We start from the raw sequence: 17,164 nt of genomic DNA on the forward strand, positions 1-17,164 counted from the left end.
CGGAGCCTCAGAAATTGACGGGAAGCACGCCGGCGGCCGTGGCGACTTGCACTTGGCCGCTCACGACGCGGTTGTTCATGGACGTGATGAAGCACTGCGCGGCCTGCACGCTGTACACGCGCCGCGCTTCGGCGACGATGTCCTTCTTGATGAGCGGAAGCGGCGGCCGCTTGCCGAGAATGTCCTGCCAGTACGGCACGCCGATCGACGTGTCGTACCATGCCTCGCCGCGGAACGTGCGCACCGCGCTCGCGACGTCCTGCGCGATCGCGTACGGCTCGGCCGCGACTGCGATGTTCCCGTAGGCATCGAGGCAAAGATCCCAGCTGGTTTGGTCGAGGAGAAGGGTCGAAGGCATCAGTTCGGTACTCCAGTGTTGCCGCCGCCGGTCTGCACGCCGCCGTGTGTGTGCGCGTGCACGCTCGTGCCCTGCGCGGTGACATCGTTGACGACGGCGAGCGGTCCCTGCATCGCCGCGTTGCCGCCGAGCGGGCCTTCGCCCTGCGTCATCTGGCCGTCGATTTCCACGGCCGGCGCCGAGTTCGTGATCTGACTTCCGGCCGTCAGACCGATGGTGTTGTCGGCCTGCAGCACGATCGACGGCGCGGCCATGCGGATTTGCGTCGGCGAGACGATCTCGACGCCAGCCGCCGAAAACCGAACGTACTGGGTCGGCGCGCCGTTCAGGAATCCGCCGAGATACAGGCCGTCGGCCATGTCGAAGATGCGCTTCGAGCCCGGATTCGCCGGGCCGCGGTTCGCCTTCACGGACGAGATGTCGCGGTCTTCGATGATCGCCACACCGATATCGCCCACCTGCGGGTCGATGATCACCGCGTTCGCACCACCCTGCAGCCGGAAGTACGGCAGGTTGTGGATGACGCCGTGCGGCATCGCGTTGTCGGAGCCATCGAGCTGGTTCACAAGCGGCAGCACGTCGACGAAGCCGACCGGCGAGACGCCGCCGGCGTTTGTGACCGCCTGCACCTGAACCAGGCGCGCACCCGAGATGGTGCGCAGGATCTGCCAGACGACGAACGACTGCTCGTTGAACGGAGACGTGCTGGACGTCGGTCGCTGGCTGCCGCGATAGCCGAAAGCGTTATCCACCATTTTGCGGGTATGCCGATAGTTGAGTGAACCACGCGCCGTCCGGCACTTCGCTTTCCAGCGCGTGCGACAGGTCGAACACGTTCCAGATGCCGCAGGCGACCGGCAGCGAGCTTTGCACCTTCACCTGGGCGCCGTTCTTGATGTTCGGGTTGAACTCCGTCGATACGCCGAGCCCGTTGCTCGAGAACGTCGGATAGCCGCGCATGCCCGTCTCGGGCGAAATCAGCGGGATGTCGCCCGTCGTCGCACGCGCGCCGGCGCGCGGCCAGATAGCGAGCGTGTCTCGGTCGATCAGGTAGTTGATGTCCGCGGCGCGCGCGCACGCGCGAACCTGCGCGAGCGCGGTGCCCGGAAAGTACGGATTCGACAGCTGAACCTGCACGCCGCTGTTCTCGAACGTGAAGCCCATCTTGTTCGCGAGTTCCTGCATGATCGTCGCGACGTCGACGGTCCCGACGTAGCTGAGCGCGCCGACCGGCTTCACTGCCTGGATCAGGCCGGCGTATCCGATGATGTTCAGCGGCACGTCCGGCGTGCCCTGAAAGTCGCCCCACGCCTCGCCGATCGTGCCCGAATAGACGACATGCATCCCGTTCTCGTCGTCGCCCGCAGCGAGCTGTACGGCGTTCTGTGCGCGGATTGCCGTGTTGATCGGGCCGACGGTCGTCAGCTGATTGATCATCGACAACGGGATGCCGAACGCGCGGATCTGCGCGGCCGCCATCGCATCGCCGCCCGGCACCGTAATGAGAGACTGCACGCGCAGGCCGGTCAGCGTCACCGTGTTCGAACCGTCCTCACCGAACTCGCCGTCGCCGAGCGTGATCGTCAGATCGATGCGTTTGCGCGTGAAGCTCATGCGAGGTCTCCCGCTTCGAGGTAGACGAGCTGCCAGCGCGTGCCGAGGCCGGTGTATTGCGGATCGTCGACGCCCTGCGTATCGAAGAACGTCAGGTCGCCGATGAATCCAAGGTACGCGTACCGGATGAGCCGCACGCGATCCCGGCAAACGATGCCACCCTTGATCGACGCGTTGTTGACGGAGAGGTCGAGATACAGGCCGGTCGTCTTCTGGTAGACCGAGATCTGACAGTTCTGGCCGGCGAGCAATACGCTGAAGTTCTGCGCGGGCCGTGCGGTAAGGGGTAGGTTCAGCATCACAGCACCCCGCCGACGCCAGTCGTCACCGAGACGGGTCCGTACAGCCCGGACTGCGCAGCGGTCGGCGTCTGCCCCTGCACCTGCCCAAGACTGGCCGAATCCTGCGACGCGGCGTTCTGTGTGTTGTCGAACTGAGCGACGACCGTCTGGCGAACCTCTTCGAGGAACACCTCGGCGACCACTAGGGTCACGCCGTTCTTCGACGTGCGCCGGTAGTCGTACGCGACGACGTTCGCGCTCTCGTACGTTGCGTCGGGCGTGATCACGGTGAACAGCAACGTCGACTGCTTCGACGCTTCGATCGAGGACAGAAACGCCGCGCGCCGCGCGTCGCTGCCGCCGCATGCCAGTTGCACGCGTGCGTTATACGGCATCTGCACCTTGTTGTAGTCGGCGAAGCCGCCCTGCTCCTGCGGATACTTCGAGATGCGCGAGTCGCCGCGGTACTCGATGCTCAGTGCGGTATCGGCGACGGCCATCGGTGCGCCGAACTCGTCGAAGATGCCCCATACCGGCGCCAGCAGCCCTTCAAGCAGCCCGATCGCGTCGGTCGTGATCAGCGAGATCGCGAACGACCCGAGCGATTCGCCCGGCGCGCGGATGAGCGGCGGCACGCCGGGTAAGTTCGGCACGTTCGGAAAGCTCGGGACGATGATGTTCGGAAACGGCATATCAGCTCAAACCCGTGTTGGCCTGTGGCACGACGAAGCTGTAGCGCTTCATCGCGCCGCCAATGTCGCGCGCAATGCCGGCGGCGTCAGTCGCCTGCGTGTGCACGGTGATCGGCCCGTTGATGTTCGTCTCGTTCGACGTCGTGCTGGTGGAGGTCGAATTGCTGACGGCTGGCGCTGCGGCCGTCGCGGTCTGCTGGGCGATCTTCAGCGCGTTCGCACGCTGTGCCTCCTCCGCCGTCGCTACTGCGCCCGGCTGACCAGTGCCGATCCCTGCGGCTTCGCGTGCATACTGCTGCCGGCGCGGGATGTTGATCTCGTTCGCGCCCGGCCGCTCGTATTCGCGCGCGTGAACTTCGGCGGCGAACTCTGGTGTCTTCGCCATCCTGATGCGCTGGTCGGCCGCCTTCTCCGTGTTCTTCAGCTCCCAGAGCATGAAGTCGACCTGCTCGCCGAACGTCGACTGTGCAACCGGGTGCCCGAACTGCTTCTCGAACTCGCGTGCGCGCGGGCCAAGCCACTGCGCGATGCCGGCCGCGCCGGATGTCTTGTTCACCGCGTTCGGATCCAGCTGGCTTTCCTGCTGCAGGCTCCCGGTAATGCCCGCCGCCTGCGCGTCGGTATAGCCGGCTTCCTTCAGGCGTCCCATCAGGTAGCGGCGACGCTCGTTGAGCGAGCTATTGTTCGCGGCCGCGCGAGCCTTTCCGGTCGGATCTCCGTCCCAGGTGTCGCCGGGTTGCGTGAGGCGCGTCTGGTCCTCGCCATCGTTCAGCCCCTGGCTGTACAGCGCGAGGCCCGCAATGCCGAGCAGACGCCCGAGAATCGGCAGCGCGCTCGCGCCGGCCGTGCTGACGCCGCCCAGCGCACCGCCGAGCTTTAGCAGCGCGCCGGCCAGCGACAGCACGCCGGACGCCATCGAGAGCAGCTTCAGGCCCGCGAACGCGATCAGCACGTTCTTCCAGCCGCCGACGGACGCCGCCGCCTTATCGGCCCACTCGACGAACTGCTGCACCGCAGTCACCGCGCGATCGACCCACGCGCTGATGTCCGCCTTGTGGTCAGCGACCCAGTCGGCCATGTTCTGCAACTTGCCGAGCAGCTTCTCGAACGTCGGCATTAGGTCGAGGAGCACGGTCGTGCCGACGTACTGCAGCCGATCGCGCACGTCGAGCCACGCGTTGCGCAGCCGAAGCGCCTGCTCGGCCTGCTTCTCCGTAACGGCCGAATTCTTTTTCTGCGCGTCGACGAGCGCGAGCACCGCGCCTTCGCCCTGCTTCAGGAAGTTGAATTCGCCGTCACCGATTCCCATCTGCTGCGCGATGAAGCGCGCGCGGCCCGGGTCGGTCTTGAACATGCTGGAGATGATCCGCGCGCGGGCGAGCAAATAGCTGTTCCCGTCTTTCAGATCCTTGACGGACCCGCCCATGCGCAGGAACCATTGCACGCCCTCGGTGACCTGGCCGAACTTCAGCTTCGAGATGTCGTTCTGGGAGGCCTGTAGCGCGGCCGTGATGCCTTCGGCGGAGCCGCCCGCGCGTTCGGCAGCACGCTGCCATGCAGCTAGGTCGCGCGTGCTCATCTGGAGATTCTGGGCCATGTAGCCCAGGTTCACCGCGGAGTTGATCGTGCTCTCGGCGAACTGCTTGATGCCGACGCCTGCGGTGAATATCGCGATGAGCGCGAGTACCTCGTTGCGGATGCTACGGAAGGATTCGGCCGCCTTCTTGTTGCGCTCCTCTATTTCCTTGGCGGCGGCCCGCTCTTCGGCGGTGAGCTTCTTCGTTGAAGAGCCGGCCTCGGCCTTGCCGCGCTTGAACGCGGAGAGGTCGAACCCGAGCGTCACAACGAGGGCGTCTACAATCGTCGCCACGGTCAGTTTCTCCTATCCTCGGCCGCGACGCGCTCGTTGTAGCTGTCGACGACGATTATTTCGAGCAGGTCATGCAGGTCGTCCTGTCCCAGAACGGTTTGCAGCTCGACGAGCGTAGCGAGCCGCCGGGAAACGACCGCGCCGATGGTGCGCGGCACGTTGGGATACGCGATCAGGCGTCTGCTGCTGCCGCCGCCCCAGAAGCCTGTTTCGACGGGGCGGCGCCGAGAAAACCCTCGAGGTGCAGGTCGAGCACCGCCTTCCGGAGCTTCAGGCGCGTGGCGACTTCCTCAATGTCGGTCTCGATCAGCGCGCGCGCGCCGCCTTGTCGGCCGGGCTCGAACTCGTACTGCACGCAGGCCATCATCTCGTCGAACAGCGGCTTCACGATCTCGAACGGCACGCGGCCGAGCGACTTGATGCCGACCGCGGCGATCCCGGCCAGCCCGGCGCCGAGCACTTCGTCCGGAATCTCGACACCGCAGCTCATCGCAGCGAACAGCGCGCGCGCCGCCCACTCCTCCGACTGCGATGCCGACATCTCGGTGATCAGGAATCGCTTCCCGTCGTCGCGACCGTCGGTCGCGGTGAAGTTGGTCGTCTTCCGTGCCATATCACATCGGTGCCGGCAGCACCTTCTCCCAGGTGATTTCGTAGGTCTGCGGCTGGAGCACCTTCTTCGCGTCCGGCAGGATCTTGCCGCGCGTCAGCACGCCGTTGACCATCGTGAATTTCTTGCTGATGCCAGGCAGCGTCACGACCCCCGACCATTGCATCTTGTCGCGCAGCACGCTCTCGGCCGTGATAACGCTGTCGAAGATCTGGATCGAGTCGGAGTTCGCCATCAGCGTGAGACGCCACTTCACGTTGAATGGAATCCAGCCGTACGACTGTTTGCTGTCGAGGCCCATCTGCACCTCGGCCATCTCGACGTCGTCGGTATCGAAGATGTCCTCGGCGGCGTAGCCCTGAATCTGCTGCGCGACCGGGAAGATGGAGCCGGCCGCGAGCATGATCACGCTGTTGGCGCTGGTAATCGTTCCTGACATGGTTGCTCCCTTACTGGACCATCACCGAGGCGAGGTTGAGTTGTTGGACGCTGCCGCCGTCCATGTACCAGAGGCTGCACGGCGGCGACTGGCGGTTGGCGCGCGTCTGGGCCGGCGCAGTCGACGCGAGCACCTGCAGATACCAGCCGCGCGACGACAGGATGCTGTCGATCTTCCGGCCAGCAGCCGTGTTGACTTGCTGCGCCTGCGCGGCCGAGAGCTGCACGCCCTGCTGGATCGCGCCGAAGTTCACCGCCTGGTTGATCGGGTCCATCAGCCACGCCTCGATCGTCGCGTCGCCGACGGCGTTGTACGGCACCGATTTCGACTGCGTGAGGCCGGTCATGATGGCGAGCTGCATCTGGTTGTTCAGCCAGATCTGGTCGATGTACGAATCGATCCAGTTGTACTGGCCGGCGATCTGACCGGGCGTGTAGAACGTGAACTGGTCGTTCGCCGTCGCGAACGCGCCGTAGCAGTTGTAGCCGTTCGCGACGAGGTTCTGGTAGATCGTGGCGTCGGTAACGTCCGCCGCGAGCCCCGACTGCGACTTGAACGACAACGTGCTGCGGCCGGCCGTCTGCGTGAAGTCGATCGAAGCGATCGCCCCCATCAGGAATGCCGCCTTGTTGATGTCGTTGAAGTTCGGCGCAACGCCGCTCATGTTGGCCTGGTTAGCCAGATATCCGAGCGACGACGTCGCCGGAACCGTGGTCGTCGGGCTCAGGTCCGGATCCCAGACCGCGTACAGGTAGCGGTTGTTCTGCTGCGACGTCCACGTCGCGAACGCCATCTTCTGCGTGTTGCCGACGCCGTTGTCCGGGTCGAACGTGGTCATGAACGACACCCAGTTCTGGGTCAGCTTCGTCAGTGCCGCCATCGCGGCCGCCGGCGTCGATGCGACGGCGCCCTGCGACGTGACCGCGCCGGTCGCCTGCGTGAGCTTAAGCCCCGAGGCCAGCGTCCCCGTCGCGAAGCCGATCGCCGACGACGCGCCGGAGGTCGTCGACGTGAAGGTGAACGCCGAGGACACGCTGTCGTACGCGACGGTCGGGCCGCCCGTGAATGCCGCGGAGATCAGCGTTGCTGCGTTCGAGAAGCTCGTCGCGCTCGCGAGGTTGATGTTGGAGGACGTCTTCTGCACGCCGTCGACCGTGATAATCACGGTGCCCGACAGCGACTGCAATTGCGTGAGCGTCATCGCCGCGAGCGAGCCGCCGCGCAAATATGCGCTCACCGGTGCCGTCGGATATTGCATGAAGCCGAGCGAACCCGGCTTCACATTCGAATTATCGAAGCCGTTGAAATAAATCGCGGCCAATTGCGCTTCGGTGGAAGTCGCACCGAAATAAGCCGCAACCGCAGCTTGAGTCGGAAATGTCGGCGCAGAGCCGACCGGTACTCGGGAATTCGTCGTCAGCATATACCCGACGAGATCGAGGGCTGAGCCGCCCGCGCTGATGACGCTCGGCGTTACGGATGCGATCAGGGATGCCGGGATCGACATGGTTTAAGCTCCGGGTGGATATGCCGCGTCCACGCTGACGATTTGTGGAATAACCTCGTCTGCAAAATCCTGCGGCGTTTGCGTGATTGGATTGTATTCGATAGCCAGTTCAATTATCCAACGCTGTTCATAGTTATTCTGAGCGTTAATAAACGGCATTTGTCGCGGATTTTCGCAATATAACGGCTGAATATCCGGATTAACGGTCGCGAATTGAATGCACGCATATTCGTCACGAAACAGCGTGGAAATGATCGCAGCGTTGTCGCCCGAGTTCGGGCCGTGCACGTCGAGCTGGATGCGGGCCTCGATCGCCTGCATCGAGTTGCGCGTGCCCGGCGCGCCGCCGGCGCCCGGGTCCGTATAGCCGTCGACGTTCGTCGCGAGTCGCGGCGACGCGATCGAGTTCATTACGATGAAGTCCGCGCCGACTGGCTCGCCGACGCTGTTGTCCTGCGCCTTCACCACTTCGACGCCTGCCGGCAGGATGTCAAGCAGGAAACTGCGCAGCGCCGTGAAGACCTGGGATTCGGTGATGGAGATGGTCACGGGCATGGTGGCCTCACTGCAGTTGGATCGCGAGCGCGCACCAGTCCGGCCACGTCTCGAACACCTGCACGACCTTCCACGTCGTGCCCTGCAGCGATGCCGGGACGCCGGCCGCCGCCGCGAACTGCATGAGGTCACCACCCTGGTTCGTCGCGCGGTAGACGCCGCGCCAGTCGCCGTTCAGGTATGCCTTACGCATCACGCCTTGGATGTTCAGGCCATCGAGGTGCTGGATTTCTTTCGCGGAGAGAGCCTGCACCTGCACGGACTGGGGCGACACGCTGTACGTCGGCGTGCGGCTGCCGTCGGCGGCCGTGGTGTAACCGGCGCTCTGCTGCAACGTCACCGGCACGAAGGGGTTCACGGTGCCGATCACGCCGGAGACGATTCCGTGCAAATTCATTCTGTGGGTACTCCGTCGACGATGTCGTACGCGACCGCGTGCTGCATCGGCGCCGCGGCCGAGCCGCGCAGCGGACCGTCGAAACCCTTCTTCGCGATCGTGGATTCGGCGTTCTGCGGATCCGTCCATGCGCCGATCGTCGCCTGAATGTCGACGACGGCCGCCTCGCCTGCCAGGCGCAGCGCTGCATCGAAGTCGCCGCCGTTGCGCTGCAGCGTCACGCCGACGATCTTCGCCCAGCGCGATGCACGCTCGAGCGCTGTCGTGCGCATGAAGGGACGCGGCGGGATGTCCTGTGTGCCGTACTCGTTCCAGAATCCTACGAGCGCCGTCGGAGTGCCGTCGGGCTCGGTTGCGTTTTCGAGGAGGCCCGCGCGCATGGTCAGCGTCGCGTCGTCGAGGTAGCGCGCCAGCGCGGCGTCGAGCTTCGTGCCGCCGACGACCTTAGCGGCACACATGCGGCGCCGGAAAGTAGCGGAAGGTGCGGAACGGGAGCGCCATCTGCCAGAAGATGAAGCCGTACTCGCTCTGCGCCCAGAACTCGGCGTTCTTCGACTGCACCTGCGCGAACGAGGCGTTCACGGTGCCTTCGCCAGCCGACAGCATCTGGCCGACCACTCCAGCGCTCGAACCATCGCCCGAACTCGCGCGGCCGAGGAGGAACGCGAGGTGTGCGGTGATGAAGTTGAGCAGCTGCGCGCGCACGGCCAGATCCTGCACGACCGACGCTGGGGAGTTGTTCAGGAAGATGCAGGCCATCGCGAAATAGCCGTTCAGGGTGCCGTCGCTCAGTCCCGCAAAAGCGGGAAAAGCCGCCCTGAAGGCGGCCGGATCGAAGGCGACGACACCCGTCGGCGTGCTCATTGCTGCTCGACTGCCCCGGTCTTCGTCCCGTCGACCGTCTTGTCTTCGGGGTTCGCGTTCGGGTTGTACGGCTCGAAGCCGGTGCGCTCGCCTTCCTGTTCACGTGCCTGCGATTCGCCGGACTTGTCGTCCTTCGCAGCGAACACGAAACCGTTCTTGTGCGCCGCCGACTTGCCGTGGTCCTTCACGATCTGGGCCCAGTCGTCGGCGTCGACCAGCGTCACGCCGTAACCCGCAACGCTGTCGCGCCCCGGCATGCCCGCAACCTGCAGGTCCGAGCGTTCGTCGCCGTACATGCCGACCAGGCGCACGGTGCGATCGTCCGGCAGCGTGTAGACGATCCCGTGCGGGAGCTTGCAGAACACCTTGACCGGCTTGGCCGCCTTCGATTCTTGGATTTCCGGCATGTCAGACCCCCAGCATTTGTTGGATGAAGTTCGGGTAGTACAGCACCGCGCCGTACGCATGCCCGGACTTCTTTTCCGAGTACGACGAATCGCGGCGCACGACGCCGTGCGCACGCATGCGCTCGGCATACGCGAGCTCGCCCGTCGGCTGACCTTCCACGTCCACGGCAATCATCTGCACGAGGTTGCCGCTCGCCGTCGCGAATTCGGGGATCGTCTCGATCTCCATGTTCGGGTACGCGAGCTTCAGTCGGTCGCGCAGCACCTGGCCGTACGTGTTCTGCTTCGTCAGGTTCTGCTCGGACACGTTCGGGATGCCGACCTTCACGCGCGACTTCGTGTTGATCAGGCCGTTGCCGGACGCGATCAGGTTCTTCCAGAGCAGCACGAAGTCGGCGTAGATCTCGTCCGAGGTCTTCACATCCCACGTTGTGCCGCCGGCACCCGTCGTCGGTGCAACCGGAGCGCTGAGCGCCGGATCGTTCGTCAGGCCGTAGTTCTGCAGGCCGGCCACGCCGAACAGGAAGATCGCGTTTTCCTTCTTGCGCAGGATCAGCGCCGAGGCGAGCTGCTGGCGCGCCGCGTAATCGACGCGCGCCTTCGCCGCGACTGCCATCTGCTTGTCGCCCCACTGCGTGTTCGTCTGAAACCCGTAGTTCTGTCGCTGCGGGAAATTCACGTTGTGGCTCGACTGGCCGTTGCCGCTGTAGTCGCCGTACGTCGCCGTTTCACCGGTCGATTCGACGGTCATGAACGTGGCCGTCGACGTCGTCCAGTCACCCTTTTGCACGGGCGGATACAACAGCTCGGCGTTCATCGGCGCCACGAGCGTTTCGATCACGCGCGGATCGAAGTAGTTCGTCAGCATCTGGGGGATGCCGTTGTTCGGCTGCGTGACGAGCGGGCCGGCCGCGTCCATCGCTGCCACGAGCTTCGCTTTCGAAACGTCGTTGAGCAGCTCGGCACCGGCCGCCAGGTGGATGCCGTAGGCGGAAAGTTGGGTCAGCTTCATGCGAGTTGGCTCCACGTCGAGATCTTGATCACCGCGTTCGCCGCGCCGCCGCGCGTCACGACGAATTGCGTTTCGATGGCGCCCGCGACCGTCGCGCCGGCCGCGCCGAACTGCAGCGTGCCGTCAGCGAGCGTCGCGAACACCTTCTGGCCGAGCGTCGCCGCGTTCGCCGAGCTCGCGAAGAACTCACCCTGCTCAGCGACCTCGACGGCCATGCCAGCCGGAACCGACATGCTGTATTCCTGCAGGTAGTTCGGGATCACGCCGACCTGGTCCGTGATCGCGAAGCCCAACGGCTTGCCGGTACCGGTGTTCTGCACCTGGTTGTCGGTGTCCGTGCCCGGCCACACGAAGCGCGCGACGGTGACGGCCGTCTGCGCCACGCGCGAGATGGCCGAGATCGGATTCATCGAGGCACGCGTGCCGGGCACGCCAACCTCGGGCTGAAGACGTACTGCGTTCGGGAAGCCCATGTTCGTCAGTCCTTACGCGTGTTGAATTTTGGCCAGAGCCGGGAAGCGCTCGACGAGCGCGGCGTCTCCGGCGGCGTCGTGCGCGACCTGCGTCGGCGCGTTCGCGCGGCTGGTCAGCAGCACGTCGACGATGCCGGCATAGGCGACCTTATCGTGCTTCGCCGGGTCCATGCCGCCGACCGTCAGCGCGTGCGCGTAGATCGCCTCGGCCGAATCGAACGCCATCGCGTCGATGCGGCCGGTGATCGGCGCGACCTTGTCGGCAGCGCGGAAGCGGCCCTCGATCGACTCGCGCACGTCCTTCTTCGCGGCCGTGATCTTGGCGTCCATCGCCGAGGCGTTCTTCGCCTCCTCGGCCTTCTTCGCTTCCTCGGCGCGGCGCTCTTCGTCGGCCGCCGCTTCCGGGTCGTCGTCTTCGTCGTTCGCACCCTTGGCGCCCGCTTCCTCGATCAGCTTCTTCAGCTTCTCGAGCAGCGAGCCCTCCTCGTCGACGGCCGCATCCGGCTCGCCGAGCGCCTGGATTTCTTCGAGGGCTTCCTCGAGCGCCTCTTCAGCGCCCGCGGTGTCGAGGCCTTCGTCCATCGCGACGAGCTTCGCCGCGCGGGTCTTCAGCGCCGCCTTCTGCTTCGGATTCAGTTTCACGGTTCGTACCTTTTCGGGAGGTTGAATTTGGGAATCCGCCACCGTCACTTCGGGACCGGCGCGCCCCTCGACGACCAGTGCGACGTGATTACCCATAATCTCCGTCATCACGATGTCGTATTGCGCGCCATTATAGGTTCCACTTTTAATGACGGGCTTATACCGATAGGAACTCGATAGCTCGCGCTGCTCCTCGCTTTCGATTTTCTCGATATAAGCGCCATCCCAGAAAGCGAGGTCATTGGTCAAATATTGACCGTCAAATGCAGCATTTGAACCGGTAGTTCCGATAATCAGTTCTTTTTTCGGGTCATCTGCGCTCACGTGCTTGTGGACGAGCAGGATCGGTAGCGTGTTGAACGTCGCGGCGGCCTTCTCTAGCTCTTCCGGCGGCCGAAACACGTTGTAGACGCGGCCCGGGTCGAGGCCGAGCTCGTCGCCGCCGACGATCTCGCGACCCCAGTACGGGTTCACATCGGCTTTCGAGATTCGACTGATCGAAACGCGCATGCGACCGTCTTTATCGAAACTTCGCACCGTCGCTTTATCAAAAGCTACGATAATCTCGTCTTTATTCGGCTTCATCATCAACACCCGGAATAAGCGGCGCGCCCACGCATCCGCAATTCGGCAATTCGCCGGGGAAAATATATTCGCCGTCGATTTTAAGACCCTTCGATAAATCGTAAACCTTCCCGTTCGCGTCGACATGCGAGTGCCGCGGATTCTTGCCGCCGCCGACATGCAGCCAGCGCGCCTTCGTGACACCCATCGAGAGCTGACGGGCGCGGGCCATCTGGGCCGTCGCCTTGTTGTTCTGGTCGGTCGCGATGAACGTCGCGCGGCGACGCGTCACGCCGTAGCGCTCCTGGAGCTGGTCGGTCAGATACTTCAGGTCGCGGCCCGCCGTGACGCTGCGCATCACGATGCCTTCGACCTCGGTCGCATACTCGGACTGGATGGATTTGATCAGGGAAACGTTCTGCTGGATCGACGCCTGCATGACGGTGTTCGAGACCAGCGTGTCCTTTACCGAGACCGACATGCCGGTCAGCGAGACAGCGGCCTGCTTCGTGGCATTCGTCGCGTGCCGGTCGACCTTCGCGATGAACCAGCGCGCGAGGTCCGGAGCCCGGGCGGCGAACATCTTGCGCCACTGCGCGGCCCGGCGCGCGAGCTGCGCGGCAAGGTCTGCGGCCGGCGACGCGTCGGCCGCAATCTCCGACTCTCGGCCGCGATACGTGGCGCGCAGCCAGTACAGCGTCGAGCGGTGCATCTCGTCGACCAGGCGCTCGAGCGCGCGCTGGTACTGGATGCGCACGGCGGCACTCGGCCGCGTTGCGCGCATCTCGCCCTTCACCTTCGGCGCGCGCGCGGGCATCAGGCCACCGCGCCGGCGCTATCCGTGTCGCGCTCCTCTTCGTCATCCATGCCCTGACCGAGGTCCGGTGACTCCGGAATCTGGTCGACGTCGATCGAGTCGTATCCGCTGTCCGGGTCAGACGCGAGGCGGATCCGCTCCTCCTCGTTCGAGATAACACCGCGGTCGAAGTGGATCGCGAACGCGTCGGCGTTCGTCTTGCGATTCTGTGCCTTCTCGGCTTCGCTCAGTTCGTGCAGTGCGACGAACTTGTGCGTCAGGTCGTCGTCGATCTGCCCCATCTCGGACAGCTGGATGATCTTGATCGCGCGGTCGAGGTTGTCGGCGAAAACGATCTGCTGCTGGCTGGCGACATGGTCGTACCAGTTCGCTTCGTCATATTCGCCCGTCGAGTTGAATCCGCGCGGCGCGATGCCGAGCAGCTTCACGGCCGGCGTGCGGCCGATTGCCGCGAGCAGCTCGAGCTGCTGCGAGACGATGTCGGCCAAGCCAGTCAGCGGCGTGTTGACCTGGACGAAATCCTCCTTCTCCATGTCGAGCGCCATCAATCCCTGGTTGTCGCCGAACATCTGCCAGAGCAGCGCGCGAGCTTGCAGGCTCGCTGCGTCGTCATAGCCACCTCCGTTCAGGATCTGGCTCATGTCGGTCTTCAGGATCGACGTGCTGAACCGCTTCACGAGCCGCGCGACCGCGATGCGCACGGTATCGAACCGGTCGACGTAATCGAGCGCCATCTGCGCGAGCGGGATGCCGAAAAAGTTGTAGGCCGGCTTCAGGAGCACCGGCGGCTCGTTCTGCGAGAAATGCAGCAGGCGCGATGCATGCACCTTGCGGCCCTGCACGAGCCACGCGTTGGGCTGGTAGTAGTCAGCCGCGAGCGGGTTATCGGCGTTGTATGGCGCCGGATAGCAGTTGATCGGCTCGATGAGCCGGAAACCCTTGAACGAATTTTTTCGGATCTTCGCGCTGTCGAGCGTGAGCGGCGTCTGGATCTCGCGCAGCCCCTCGTCGGACCGCGTATCGTCGCCCATGTCGATGAACAGCATGCACCCGCCGAAATAGCCGGTCTTCTTCATCGAGCGGTTGAACGCTTTCTTCAGGTGGAACTTTTCGGTCGCCGCCTGGAGCACCTGCACGCGCTTCGTGTCCGACTCCTCGCTGCCCTGGCCGCCGAACTCGATCCACTTCCGCGTCATCTCGTCAGCCAGCGTTTCGACCATCGCGCGGATCAGCGGGTGCTGTGACAGCAGCGACAGTGCGGCGTAGCCGATGAAGTCGACGCCGCTGAGCTGGTTGAAGCCGCCGCATGCGCCGAGCGTGCCGGCGAGGTTGTCGCAGACCGAATCCATCGCAACGGTCGGCGCCTCCTGCCCCTTCGTGAACGTGCCGGGCGCGACGGCAGGCGGTTTGAACTTCGCCGCCCAGTCAACGTCGGCGCCGCGCGCGGCGCCCTGCGCCTTCAGCTGATCGAGGAGCGCTGGATCGATGCGCAAGCCGCGGCGCGGCCCTTCGATAGTCGGCCAGTTCGGCTCGACGCGCTGCGCCGTCGGGACCGCAACGGGGCGTGCGGCCGCCGGCGCGGTCGGCGCCAGCAGCGCGCGCGGGATGAGGGATTGCAGTTTCTCGAGCATGCGCGCCGCCGTGGTGGTTACGAGAGGTCCGACGAGCTGTAATCGCCCGTCGTTTCGGCCTTACCGGAGGCCACCGTATGCAGATGCAGCAGCACGCCGATCGCATTCAGCTCGTTGCGGAGCGCGTGCACGAAGTCCTCTTCGCGTTCGTGCAGCTGCGTCAGCAGACCAGCGAAGCGTTCGCGCGCCTCAGCGTGGTCCTCGACGTCGATCGACACGGCCGGAGTCGGGTCGACCACGTCAGCACCATCGAGGATTGCGCCATTCTCCGTCGGGTTCGGCGAGGCAACCGCGCTGTCCGTCGCACTCGCGGGCGTCGATTCGGCCGCATCCGGGACAGCGCTCGACTCCCCCGATGGCGCGACCTCCGGCGCATCACCTTGCGGCGCGCCCGCGGCTGCGATGTCGCCGGAGAGCAATGCAGGCGCAGCAGACGAGGAGATGTCGTTTTCGGGGCCGGCGGCCGCAGCAGACGCAGTGCCGCTCGACTCCCCCGCGTCACTCGCGGGAGCGGCCGCCGCGTCGGTTGCTGCCGGAGCGAGAACCTGGTCGACCGCAGGCTCCGACGGATCGATCGCGAATTGCGCGTGCGTGAGGCCGAGCACTGCGGCAAGAATGGTACGAATGCGCATTATTGAAAATCTCCGATAAAATGGCCGATTAAGGCCGGGAAAATCGCTTTATGCGGTGGCGAGTGCGGCCAATGCTTCACGACTGATATTCAGCCCATTACCGCGACCGCGAATATAGCCGTCCATCGAATATCGAATGCCGTCGATGTGGTGATTCCACTTGTCGACGATTATAGGCAACACGTCCCCCGTGGTTTTGTCGACCTTGTACGAGTAATTCTCGAATTCCTCTTTCGTCTTTACGCACCGTGAATGGATAATAATTCGATCAAAACCACGTAAAAACGCGATTCCGTCTTCTACCGATCCACCCCATTTTTTTGCCGCGTCGATATTGAAACCTTGCTTCGCGACATGCGAAATGGTTTCAGGGCGTGAGCAGTCGGCTTTGATTTTCCATTTCCGCGCGCCGGGGATACCCTTGAATTTCATGTCGTCGCCGGCTCTCCACTTCGCGACCTGCTCGGCTCGCATGCCTTCCTTGCCGGCGAACAGCTTCCAGATGTCGTCAAGGTCGGTCTGCTTTCCGTGTGCCTCCCAGTCGATCATCAGATCGTTGCCGCGCACCCAACAGCGGTTGAGCGTCGTCGGGTCGACAGCGAACCCCCAGTCGGCGCCGAAGAAGAAGCGCGCGTTGGCAGGCGTCTCGAACGTCTCGACGCGCCATTTCCCAGCGAAGATCAGCTCGTCGGATCGGCGGTTGAACTTCCCTTCCCAGATCCAGTTGTACCGGTCGAGGTCGGTGCGCAGCATCTTCTGCCGCTCGAGCTCCAGCTCCTCCGGGAACCACGGATTGTCCGACCAGTTGCAGCGGATGATGATCCGCTCGTCATCCTCGTAGTACCCGTCGACCATCTGCTCGACGTACGGCGCGACCTCGTCGGCCCAGACCGGGTCCGTCTCGCGATTCGGGTTGAACGTGATCCATATCTCAGATCCGGCCGCGCGAATGGTCGGGAACAGGATGTCGAGCGATTCGCGCGACACGTTCTCGCCTTCGTCGATCCACGCGACGGTCACGCCCGTGAAGCCCTTCAGCGCGCGCTGGTTGCGGAACAGGCCACGGAACGAGAACCGGCTGCCGTTCGCCGGCACGCTGATCGACTTCTTCAGCCGGCGGAATGAGTCGCCCAGGTCGCGCCGGTCGATCTCCTCCGCGATTTCCTGATAGCTCGACTCCTCGATCGAGTTCTGGATTTCGCGTAGGCAGAGGTTGTGCTCACGCCGGGCCTGCGCTCGCGCCGCCAGGATAGAAACGACGGTCCGCGTCTTCATCGACCCACGGCCGCCGATCACGATCTTGCGCCGCTTCTTCTTGAGCAGCGGCGCCAGCTTCTCCGCTATCAGCACGGTCGGCTCGGCGTCTGTTTCCTCGCCGTCGACCGTCAGCCGCTTGATGACGTTCCGGTCCATGTCGACGATGCCGAATACGGCCGGCCGGTCTTCAGTGGCGACGCCGGAGAAGTAGGACTCGACGCGGGTGATCGCGGCGTGGGAGAGGCGGCGGCGGCTCATGCGGTGAGTAGCGTCTCGTCGGGAATTTCATCGTTGATCGGCACGCCGCTGATCGGGCGCAGCCACGCGTCTAGCAACGAGCCGTCGAGGAACATGCGGCCGTGGTCGTTGAACCATGCGGCTTTCCACGTGCACCACCATGCCGGCCGCTGATCCCATGGGGCACCTGGCCCGCGCGGCGGAACGAAGCGGACAACCTCGACGATCAGCCCGTCGAGCGTCTTGCGCGGCCATTCGGCCGGAACGACGACGATCGCCATGTCGCCCGCTTTCACGTTCATCGC

The 17,164-nt window shown here is 64.4% G+C and carries 23 protein-coding genes; all 23 read right to left on the reverse strand.

Going from position 1 to position 17,164, the window contains the following annotated elements:
• Positions 1-7: 7 nt before the first annotated feature.
• The 23 genes from HWX87_RS16685 to HWX87_RS16795 are packed head-to-tail and all read right to left on the reverse strand — an operon-like array spanning position 8 to position 17,161.
• Positions 8-358, reverse strand: a complete 351-nt coding sequence (locus HWX87_RS16685; RefSeq protein ID WP_176048142.1) for a hypothetical protein — start codon at positions 356-358, stop codon at positions 8-10.
• Positions 358-1,113: a phage baseplate assembly protein gene (locus tag HWX87_RS16690; protein WP_176048143.1), complete on the reverse strand. Its 756-nt coding sequence runs from the start codon at positions 1,111-1,113 to the stop codon at positions 358-360. Before HWX87_RS16690 ends, HWX87_RS16685 begins: the two co-directional genes overlap by 1 nt.
• Positions 1,103-1,972 carry a hypothetical protein gene (locus HWX87_RS16695; RefSeq protein WP_176048144.1) on the reverse strand — a complete coding sequence of 290 codons (870 nt, stop codon included), beginning with the start codon at positions 1,970-1,972 and terminating at the stop codon, positions 1,103-1,105. Before HWX87_RS16695 ends, HWX87_RS16690 begins: the two co-directional genes overlap by 11 nt.
• Complete coding sequence (locus HWX87_RS16700; RefSeq protein ID WP_176048145.1) at positions 1,969-2,271, reverse strand: hypothetical protein; 303 nt, start codon at positions 2,269-2,271, stop codon at positions 1,969-1,971. The genes HWX87_RS16695 and HWX87_RS16700 overlap by 4 nt, the downstream gene beginning before the upstream one ends.
• A complete protein-coding gene (locus tag HWX87_RS16705) occupies positions 2,271-2,945 on the reverse strand; it encodes a hypothetical protein (RefSeq protein WP_176048146.1) in 675 nt (224 codons plus the stop codon). Before HWX87_RS16705 ends, HWX87_RS16700 begins: the two co-directional genes overlap by 1 nt.
• Before the next feature lies 1 nt (position 2,946).
• Positions 2,947-4,815 carry a phage tail tip lysozyme gene (locus tag HWX87_RS16710; protein WP_176048147.1) on the reverse strand — a complete coding sequence of 623 codons (1,869 nt, stop codon included), beginning with the start codon at positions 4,813-4,815 and terminating at the stop codon, positions 2,947-2,949.
• 2 nt (positions 4,816-4,817) lie between these two features.
• Positions 4,818-4,973 carry a transcription elongation factor GreA gene (locus HWX87_RS16715; protein WP_244137689.1) on the reverse strand — a complete coding sequence of 52 codons (156 nt, stop codon included), beginning with the start codon at positions 4,971-4,973 and terminating at the stop codon, positions 4,818-4,820.
• A gap of 14 nt (positions 4,974-4,987) precedes the next feature.
• Positions 4,988-5,428 (reverse strand): hypothetical protein, encoded by a 441-nt coding sequence (locus tag HWX87_RS16720; RefSeq protein ID WP_176048148.1) that lies wholly within the window; start codon positions 5,426-5,428, stop codon positions 4,988-4,990.
• A gap of 1 nt (position 5,429) precedes the next feature.
• Positions 5,430-5,864, reverse strand: coding sequence for a hypothetical protein (locus HWX87_RS16725; RefSeq protein ID WP_176048149.1), 435 nt, complete (start codon positions 5,862-5,864; stop codon positions 5,430-5,432).
• Between the two features lie 10 nt (positions 5,865-5,874).
• Positions 5,875-7,371, reverse strand: a complete 1,497-nt coding sequence (locus HWX87_RS16730; protein ID WP_176048150.1) for a DUF3383 domain-containing protein — start codon at positions 7,369-7,371, stop codon at positions 5,875-5,877.
• Between the two features lie 3 nt (positions 7,372-7,374).
• The gene (locus HWX87_RS16735; protein ID WP_176048151.1) at positions 7,375-7,926 is read right to left on the reverse strand and encodes a hypothetical protein; all 552 of its coding nucleotides are present in this window, start codon (positions 7,924-7,926) and stop codon (positions 7,375-7,377) included.
• Between the two features lie 7 nt (positions 7,927-7,933).
• Positions 7,934-8,323, reverse strand: coding sequence for a hypothetical protein (locus tag HWX87_RS16740; RefSeq protein ID WP_176048152.1), 390 nt, complete (start codon positions 8,321-8,323; stop codon positions 7,934-7,936).
• Positions 8,320-8,781 carry a hypothetical protein gene (locus HWX87_RS16745; protein WP_176048153.1) on the reverse strand — a complete coding sequence of 154 codons (462 nt, stop codon included), beginning with the start codon at positions 8,779-8,781 and terminating at the stop codon, positions 8,320-8,322. Before HWX87_RS16745 ends, HWX87_RS16740 begins: the two co-directional genes overlap by 4 nt.
• Positions 8,768-9,187 (reverse strand): DUF4054 domain-containing protein, encoded by a 420-nt coding sequence (locus HWX87_RS16750; RefSeq protein ID WP_176048154.1) that lies wholly within the window; start codon positions 9,185-9,187, stop codon positions 8,768-8,770. The genes HWX87_RS16745 and HWX87_RS16750 overlap by 14 nt, the downstream gene beginning before the upstream one ends.
• Positions 9,184-9,594, reverse strand: coding sequence for a hypothetical protein (locus HWX87_RS16755; protein WP_176048155.1), 411 nt, complete (start codon positions 9,592-9,594; stop codon positions 9,184-9,186). The genes HWX87_RS16750 and HWX87_RS16755 overlap by 4 nt, the downstream gene beginning before the upstream one ends.
• 1 nt (position 9,595) lies before the next feature.
• Positions 9,596-10,606 carry a major capsid family protein gene (locus HWX87_RS16760; protein WP_176048156.1) on the reverse strand — a complete coding sequence of 337 codons (1,011 nt, stop codon included), beginning with the start codon at positions 10,604-10,606 and terminating at the stop codon, positions 9,596-9,598.
• A complete protein-coding gene (locus HWX87_RS16765; protein WP_176048157.1) occupies positions 10,603-11,079 on the reverse strand; it encodes a hypothetical protein in 477 nt (158 codons plus the stop codon). Before HWX87_RS16765 ends, HWX87_RS16760 begins: the two co-directional genes overlap by 4 nt.
• 12 nt (positions 11,080-11,091) lie before the next feature.
• Positions 11,092-12,309, reverse strand: coding sequence for a DUF2213 domain-containing protein (locus HWX87_RS16770; protein ID WP_244137690.1), 1,218 nt, complete (start codon positions 12,307-12,309; stop codon positions 11,092-11,094).
• Positions 12,293-13,102, reverse strand: coding sequence for a phage minor head protein (locus tag HWX87_RS16775; protein WP_176048158.1), 810 nt, complete (start codon positions 13,100-13,102; stop codon positions 12,293-12,295). The genes HWX87_RS16770 and HWX87_RS16775 overlap by 17 nt, the downstream gene beginning before the upstream one ends.
• The gene (locus HWX87_RS16780; protein ID WP_176048159.1) at positions 13,102-14,733 is read right to left on the reverse strand and encodes a DUF1073 domain-containing protein; all 1,632 of its coding nucleotides are present in this window, start codon (positions 14,731-14,733) and stop codon (positions 13,102-13,104) included. Before HWX87_RS16780 ends, HWX87_RS16775 begins: the two co-directional genes overlap by 1 nt.
• Positions 14,734-14,750: 17 nt before the next feature.
• A complete protein-coding gene (locus tag HWX87_RS16785; protein ID WP_176048160.1) occupies positions 14,751-15,365 on the reverse strand; it encodes a hypothetical protein in 615 nt (204 codons plus the stop codon).
• Positions 15,366-15,413: 48 nt separating this feature from the next.
• Positions 15,414-16,880, reverse strand: a complete 1,467-nt coding sequence (locus tag HWX87_RS16790; protein ID WP_176048161.1) for a PBSX family phage terminase large subunit — start codon at positions 16,878-16,880, stop codon at positions 15,414-15,416.
• A complete protein-coding gene (locus HWX87_RS16795) occupies positions 16,877-17,161 on the reverse strand; it encodes a hypothetical protein (protein WP_176048162.1) in 285 nt (94 codons plus the stop codon). Before HWX87_RS16795 ends, HWX87_RS16790 begins: the two co-directional genes overlap by 4 nt.
• Between the last annotated feature and the right edge of the window lie 3 nt (positions 17,162-17,164).

Source organism: Burkholderia sp. BCC1644, assembly GCF_902833225.1.
In the GTDB taxonomy this organism is placed as follows: Bacteria; Pseudomonadota; Gammaproteobacteria; order Burkholderiales; family Burkholderiaceae; genus Burkholderia.

What these genes read in the sequence shown, in the direction of transcription:
- HWX87_RS16685 (WP_176048142.1), bottom strand. Translation starts at nt 358, where the DNA reads ATGCCTTCGACCCTTCTCCTCGACCAAACCAGCTGGGATCTTTGCCTC.
- HWX87_RS16690 (WP_176048143.1), bottom strand. Translation starts at nt 1,113, where the DNA reads ATGGTGGATAACGCTTTCGGCTATCGCGGCAGCCAGCGACCGACGTCC.
- HWX87_RS16695 (WP_176048144.1), bottom strand. Translation starts at nt 1,972, where the DNA reads ATGAGCTTCACGCGCAAACGCATCGATCTGACGATCACGCTCGGCGAC.
- HWX87_RS16700 (WP_176048145.1), bottom strand. Translation starts at nt 2,271, where the DNA reads ATGCTGAACCTACCCCTTACCGCACGGCCCGCGCAGAACTTCAGCGTA.
- HWX87_RS16705 (WP_176048146.1), bottom strand. Translation starts at nt 2,945, where the DNA reads ATGCCGTTTCCGAACATCATCGTCCCGAGCTTTCCGAACGTGCCGAAC.
- HWX87_RS16720 (WP_176048148.1), bottom strand. Translation starts at nt 5,428, where the DNA reads ATGGCACGGAAGACGACCAACTTCACCGCGACCGACGGTCGCGACGAC.
- HWX87_RS16725 (WP_176048149.1), bottom strand. Translation starts at nt 5,864, where the DNA reads ATGTCAGGAACGATTACCAGCGCCAACAGCGTGATCATGCTCGCGGCC.
- HWX87_RS16730 (WP_176048150.1), bottom strand. Translation starts at nt 7,371, where the DNA reads ATGTCGATCCCGGCATCCCTGATCGCATCCGTAACGCCGAGCGTCATC.
- HWX87_RS16735 (WP_176048151.1), bottom strand. Translation starts at nt 7,926, where the DNA reads ATGCCCGTGACCATCTCCATCACCGAATCCCAGGTCTTCACGGCGCTG.
- HWX87_RS16740 (WP_176048152.1), bottom strand. Translation starts at nt 8,323, where the DNA reads ATGAATTTGCACGGAATCGTCTCCGGCGTGATCGGCACCGTGAACCCC.
- HWX87_RS16745 (WP_176048153.1), bottom strand. Translation starts at nt 8,781, where the DNA reads ATGTGTGCCGCTAAGGTCGTCGGCGGCACGAAGCTCGACGCCGCGCTG.
- HWX87_RS16750 (WP_176048154.1), bottom strand. Translation starts at nt 9,187, where the DNA reads ATGAGCACGCCGACGGGTGTCGTCGCCTTCGATCCGGCCGCCTTCAGG.
- HWX87_RS16755 (WP_176048155.1), bottom strand. Translation starts at nt 9,594, where the DNA reads ATGCCGGAAATCCAAGAATCGAAGGCGGCCAAGCCGGTCAAGGTGTTC.
- HWX87_RS16760 (WP_176048156.1), bottom strand. Translation starts at nt 10,606, where the DNA reads ATGAAGCTGACCCAACTTTCCGCCTACGGCATCCACCTGGCGGCCGGT.
- HWX87_RS16765 (WP_176048157.1), bottom strand. Translation starts at nt 11,079, where the DNA reads ATGGGCTTCCCGAACGCAGTACGTCTTCAGCCCGAGGTTGGCGTGCCC.
- HWX87_RS16770 (WP_244137690.1), bottom strand. Translation starts at nt 12,309, where the DNA reads ATGATGAAGCCGAATAAAGACGAGATTATCGTAGCTTTTGATAAAGCG.
- HWX87_RS16775 (WP_176048158.1), bottom strand. Translation starts at nt 13,102, where the DNA reads ATGCCCGCGCGCGCGCCGAAGGTGAAGGGCGAGATGCGCGCAACGCGG.
- HWX87_RS16780 (WP_176048159.1), bottom strand. Translation starts at nt 14,733, where the DNA reads ATGCTCGAGAAACTGCAATCCCTCATCCCGCGCGCGCTGCTGGCGCCG.
- HWX87_RS16785 (WP_176048160.1), bottom strand. Translation starts at nt 15,365, where the DNA reads ATGCGCATTCGTACCATTCTTGCCGCAGTGCTCGGCCTCACGCACGCG.
- HWX87_RS16790 (WP_176048161.1), bottom strand. Translation starts at nt 16,880, where the DNA reads ATGAGCCGCCGCCGCCTCTCCCACGCCGCGATCACCCGCGTCGAGTCC.
- HWX87_RS16795 (WP_176048162.1), bottom strand. Translation starts at nt 17,161, where the DNA reads ATGAACGTGAAAGCGGGCGACATGGCGATCGTCGTCGTTCCGGCCGAA.